The sequence below is a fragment of the Flavobacterium pedocola genome (assembly GCF_053764385.1).
Map to the genome: position 1 here is coordinate 1 of NZ_JBSNCR010000013.1, position 5,645 is coordinate 5,645.

The window sequence follows — 5,645 nt, forward strand, 5'->3', positions numbered from 1 at the left end:
TAAAACAAAAAAGCCCTTCATTATCATGAAGGGCTTTTCAAAAGAAAGGCGGCGACATACTCTCCCACAGGATTGCAGTACCATCTGCGCAGGCGGGCTTAACTTCTCTGTTCGGAATGGGAAGAGGTGAGCCCCGCCGCAATAACCACCTTAAGTCGTTATGCAAGGGTAATCTCGTCTTAGGACTAGACCAACATTACAAAATATCTTAACATACTGAGATAAGTAAAGTTTCAAAAGTTTAAGCTCCCCCGACTGGGTCGGGGGAATCGATACATAAGCTTACGGGTTATTAGTACTACTCGACTATGACATTACTGCCTTTACATCTATAGCCTATCAACGTGGTCATCTTCCACGACCCTTAAAAGAAATCTCATCTTGTGGTGGGTTTCGCGCTTATATGCTTTCAGCGCTTATCCCTTCCCGACGTAGCTACTCTGCGGTGCCCCTGGCGAGACAACAGATACACTAGAGGTCAGTCCAACTCGGTCCTCTCGTACTAGAGTCAGATCCACTCAAATTTCTAACGCCCACAGTAGATAGAGACCGAACTGTCTCACGACGTTCTGAACCCAGCTCGCGTGCCACTTTAATGGGCGAACAGCCCAACCCTTGGGACCTTCTCCAGCCCCAGGATGTGACGAGCCGACATCGAGGTGCCAAACCCCCCCGTCGATATGAGCTCTTGGGGGAGATCAGCCTGTTATCCCCGGCGTACCTTTTATCCTTTGAGCGATGGCCCTTCCATGCGGAACCACCGGATCACTATGCTCTACTTTCGTACCTGATCGACCTGTATGTCTCTCAGTCAAGCTCCCTTATGCCATTGCACTCTACGCACGGTTACCAAGCGTGCTGAGGGAACCTTTAGAAGCCTCCGTTACTCTTTTGGAGGCGACCACCCCAGTCAAACTACCCACCAAGCAATGTCCCCCGCTTTGCGGGGTTAGGCCTCAGATAAGCAAAGGGTGGTATTTCAACAATGACTCCACAACGCCTGGCGACGCCATTTCACAGTCTCCCACCTATCCTACACATCACTTATCCAAGGTCAATACTAAGCTATAGTAAAGGTGCACAGGGTCTTTTCGTCCCACTGCGGGTAATCGGCATCTTCACCGATACTACAATTTCACCGAGCTCATGGCTGAGACAGTGTCCAGATCGTTACACCATTCGTGCAGGTCGGAACTTACCCGACAAGGAATTTCGCTACCTTAGGACCGTTATAGTTACGGCCGCCGTTTACTGGGGCTTCAATTCAATGCTTCTCCGAAGATAACATCTCCTCTTAACCTTCCAGCACCGGGCAGGTGTCAGGCCCTATACTTCATCTTACGATTTTGCAGAGCCCTGTGTTTTTGATAAACAGTCGCCTGGACCTTTTCACTGCGGCCAGCTTGCGCTGGCGACCTTTCTCCCGAAGTTACAGGTCTATTTTGCCTAATTCCTTAGCCATGAATCTCTCGAGCACCTTAGGATTCTCTCCTCGACTACCTGTGTCGGTTTACGGTACGGGTACTGTTAATCTAAGTTTAGAGGTTTTTCTTGGAAGCCCTTAGGTACACTATCACTTTGTCCGAAGACTCCGTGTACTATCGCATTTCCCCAGTTCCTGCGCATTTTACTACAGGACCTATAGGTAGGTGCTTTAACGAACTATTCCGTCAGTTCGCGGTACTTTCATCACTCCGTCACCCCATCACAATTAACAGTAGTACGGGAATATTAACCCGTTGGCCATCGACTGTCCCTTTCGGGTTCGCCTTAGGACCCGACTAACCCTCAGCTGATTAGCATAGCTGAGGAAACCTTAGTCTTTCGGTGTGCGGGTTTCTCGCCCGCATTATCGTTACTTATGCCTACATTTTCTTTTCTAACCAGTCCAGCATGAGTCGCCTCACACCTTCAACCCTGTTAGAATGCTCCCCTACCACTTGACTTACGTCAAATCCATAGCTTCGGTAGTATACTTATGCCCGATTATTATCCATGCTCGTCCGCTCGACTAGTGAGCTGTTACGCACTCTTTAAATGAATGGCTGCTTCCAAGCCAACATCCTAGCTGTCTGGGCAGACAAACCTCGTTTTTTCAACTTAGCATACATTTGGGGACCTTAGCTGATGGTCTGGGTTCTTTCCCTCTCGGACATGGACCTTAGCACCCATGCCCTCACTGCTGAGAAACATTATATAGCATTCGGAGTTTGTCAGGAATTGGTAGGCGGTGAAGCCCCCGCATCCAATCAGTAGCTCTACCTCTATATAACTTTATGCTCAGCGCTGCACCTAAATGCATTTCGGGGAGTACGAGCTATTTCCGAGTTTGATTGGCCTTTCACCCCTACCCACAGGTCATCCGAAGACTTTTCAACGTCAACCGGTTCGGACCTCCACTGTGTGTTACCACAGCTTCATCCTGCCCATGGGTAGATCACACGGTTTCGCGTCTACCACTACTGACTAAAGCGCCCTATTCAGACTCGCTTTCGCTACGGATCCACACCTGAAGTGCTTATCCTTGCCAGCAACGGTAACTCGTAGGCTCATTATGCAAAAGGCACGCCGTCACCCCACTAAAGGGCTCCGACCGCTTGTAAGCGTATGGTTTCAGGATCTATTTCACTCCGTTATTCACGGTTCTTTTCACCTTTCCTTCACAGTACTGGTTCACTATCGGTCTCTCAGGAGTATTTAGCCTTAGCGGATGGTCCCGCCAGATTCAGACAGGGTTTCACGTGCCCCGCCCTACTCAGGATACCACTATCCTTATCTTCTCTTACTCATACGGGACTATCACCCTCTGTGGTTAACCTTTCCAGGTTATTCTGATTCAATCCGCAAGAAATGTCGTGGTCCTACAACCCCAACATTGCCGTAACAACATTGGTTTGGGCTAATCCGCGTTCGCTCGCCACTACTTACGGAATCACTTTTGTTTTCTTCTCCTCCGCCTACTTAGATGTTTCAGTTCAGCGGGTTTGCCCCCTATCGGGTAATACATCTTCAATGTATTGGGTTGCCCCATTCGGAAATCTGCGGATTAATTCGTATGTGCCAATCCCCGCAGCTTATCGCAGCTTATCACGTCCTTCATCGCCTCTGAGAGCCTAGGCATCCCCCATACGCCCTTATTTTGCTTATGTATGTGGTTTCTATATCACTATAGAACCTATGCTTTCTACTTTTTGTTTGTATTTTTCTTATCTCAATATGTCAATGAACGGTTGTCTCTTTCGAAACCAGTGGAGAATATCGGAGTCGAACCGATGACCTCCTGCGTGCAAGGCAGGCGCTCTAGCCAGCTGAGCTAATCCCCCAATCTAATTATGAATTGTGAATTATGAATTATGAATTACCATTCATAACGTCTCAACTCTAGAATTTCCTTTTTTTATAACTTTCATACTCCTTTTTAACTTATAACTTATAATTTATAACTTATAATTCTTAAAAAAGTAGTCCCGGGCAGACTCGAACTGCCGACCCCTACATTATCAGTGTAGTACTCTAACCAGCTGAGCTACGAGACTCTGTATTTTAAGTTATATTTTGAACTAACAGCGAGAGTAATCCTCTATCTTTCGCAAAAAAACCGCGTTTATCTTTTCTCTAGAAAGGAGGTGTTCCAGCCGCACCTTCCGGTACGGCTACCTTGTTACGACTTAGCCCCAGTTACTAGTTTTACCCTAGGCAGCTCCTTGCGGTCACCGACTTCAGGTACCCCCAGCTTCCATGGCTTGACGGGCGGTGTGTACAAGGCCCGGGAACGTATTCACCGCATCATGGCTGATATGCGATTACTAGCGAATCCAGCTTCACGGAGTCGAGTTGCAGACTCCGATCCGAACTGAGAACGGCTTTGAAGATTCGCTCCTGCTTGCGCAGTGGCTGCTCTCTGTACCGTCCATTGTAGCACGTGTGTAGCCCAGGACGTAAGGGCCGTGATGATTTGACGTCATCCCCACCTTCCTCACGGTTTGCACCGGCAGTCTTGTTAGAGTTCCCGGCATGACCCGCTGGCAACTAACAATAGGGGTTGCGCTCGTTATAGGACTTAACCTGACACCTCACGGCACGAGCTGACGACAACCATGCAGCACCTTGAAAGACGTCCGAAGAAAATCTGGTTTCCCAAACTGTCGTCTCCCATTTAAGCCCTGGTAAGGTTCCTCGCGTATCATCGAATTAAACCACATGCTCCTCCGCTTGTGCGGGCCCCCGTCAATTCCTTTGAGTTTCACACTTGCGTGCGTACTCCCCAGGTGGGATACTTATCACTTTCGCTTAGCCACTCAGATTGCTCCGAACAGCTAGTATCCATCGTTTACGGCGTGGACTACCAGGGTATCTAATCCTGTTCGCTCCCCACGCTTTCGTCCATCAGCGTCAATCCACTTGTAGTAACCTGCCTTCGCAATTGGTATTCCATGTAATATCTAAGCATTTCACCGCTACACTACATATTCTAGTTACTTCCAAGTAATTCAAGTCTTACAGTATCAATGGCCGTTCCATCGTTAAGCGATGGGCTTTCACCACTGACTTATAAGACCGCCTACGGACCCTTTAAACCCAATGATTCCGGATAACGCTTGGATCCTCCGTATTACCGCGGCTGCTGGCACGGAGTTAGCCGATCCTTATTCTTACGGTACCGTCAAGTTCCTACACGTAGGAGTGTTTCTTCCCGTATAAAAGCAGTTTACAATCCATAGGACCGTCATCCTGCACGCGGCATGGCTGGTTCAGGCTTGCGCCCATTGACCAATATTCCTCACTGCTGCCTCCCGTAGGAGTCTGGTCCGTGTCTCAGTACCAGTGTGGGGGATCTCCCTCTCAGGACCCCTACCCATCATCGTCTTGGTAAGCCGTTACCTTACCAACTAACTAATGGGACGCATGCTCATCTTGTACCGTTGGAACTTTAGTTATCAAATGATGCCATTCAATAACACTATGAGGTATTAATCCAAATTTCTCTGGGCTATCCCTCAGTACAAGGCAGATTGCATACGCGTTACGCACCCGTGCGCCGGTCTCAAATTAGCAAGCTAATTCTACCCCTCGACTTGCATGTGTTAGGCCTGCCGCTAGCGTTCATCCTGAGCCAGGATCAAACTCTTCATCGTATATTTTAATATTGTCGATAAATGCTAGGTTTTTCAAATCTACTCGAAAAAGTCTTACTCTCTCTTATATTTGCTGTCAATTCAATATGTCTATGAACGTGTCTTCTTTTATTCTGTCACTATCATTTCTGATAGCGGGTGCAAAAGTAAAACTTCTTTTTAAAACTGCAAAACTTTTTGAAACTTTTTTTTGAAAAAATTTTCTTTTCGTTTTGACCAGTATTTCAAATGAACTTCCCTTGTTTTGCGGGTTGCAAAAGTAGAACCTCTTTTTAAATCTCGCAAGCTTTTTTTGAATTTTTTTTCGATTTATTGCTAAACCGTTTTTCAAAACCAACTGCTCAATATTTTTAAGAACTTCCCCCTATTTGCGGGCTGCAAAGATAGTTTCTTTATTCTTTACAATCCAAATCTTTTTTCAACTTTTTTTCAAAATCTTTTTGACTCGGTTTGTTTCAAAATGTCGTAAGAACTATGCCGTTATTGCGGGTGCAAAAGTAGCACTCTTTT

2 tRNA genes and 3 rRNA genes are annotated in these 5,645 nt (G+C 46.9%); all 5 read right to left on the bottom strand.

From position 1 onward, the window contains the following. Window positions 1-43: 43 nt before the first annotated feature. Window positions 44-153: ribosomal RNA gene (rrf, locus tag ACWPKD_RS15120) — 5S ribosomal RNA — on the bottom strand. Window positions 154-272: 119 nt separating this feature from the next. Then, window positions 273-3,149: ribosomal RNA gene (locus tag ACWPKD_RS15125) — 23S ribosomal RNA — on the bottom strand. Window positions 3,150-3,249: 100 nt separating this feature from the next. Next, window positions 3,250-3,323 (bottom strand) — tRNA-Ala (locus ACWPKD_RS15130). A gap of 139 nt (window positions 3,324-3,462) precedes the next feature. Then, window positions 3,463-3,536 (bottom strand) — tRNA-Ile (locus tag ACWPKD_RS15135). Between the two features lie 83 nt (window positions 3,537-3,619). Then, window positions 3,620-5,135: ribosomal RNA gene (locus ACWPKD_RS15140) — 16S ribosomal RNA — on the bottom strand. The 16S, 23S and 5S rRNA genes sit together here with 2 tRNA genes alongside, the layout of an rRNA operon. Window positions 5,136-5,645: the final 510 nt, after the last annotated feature.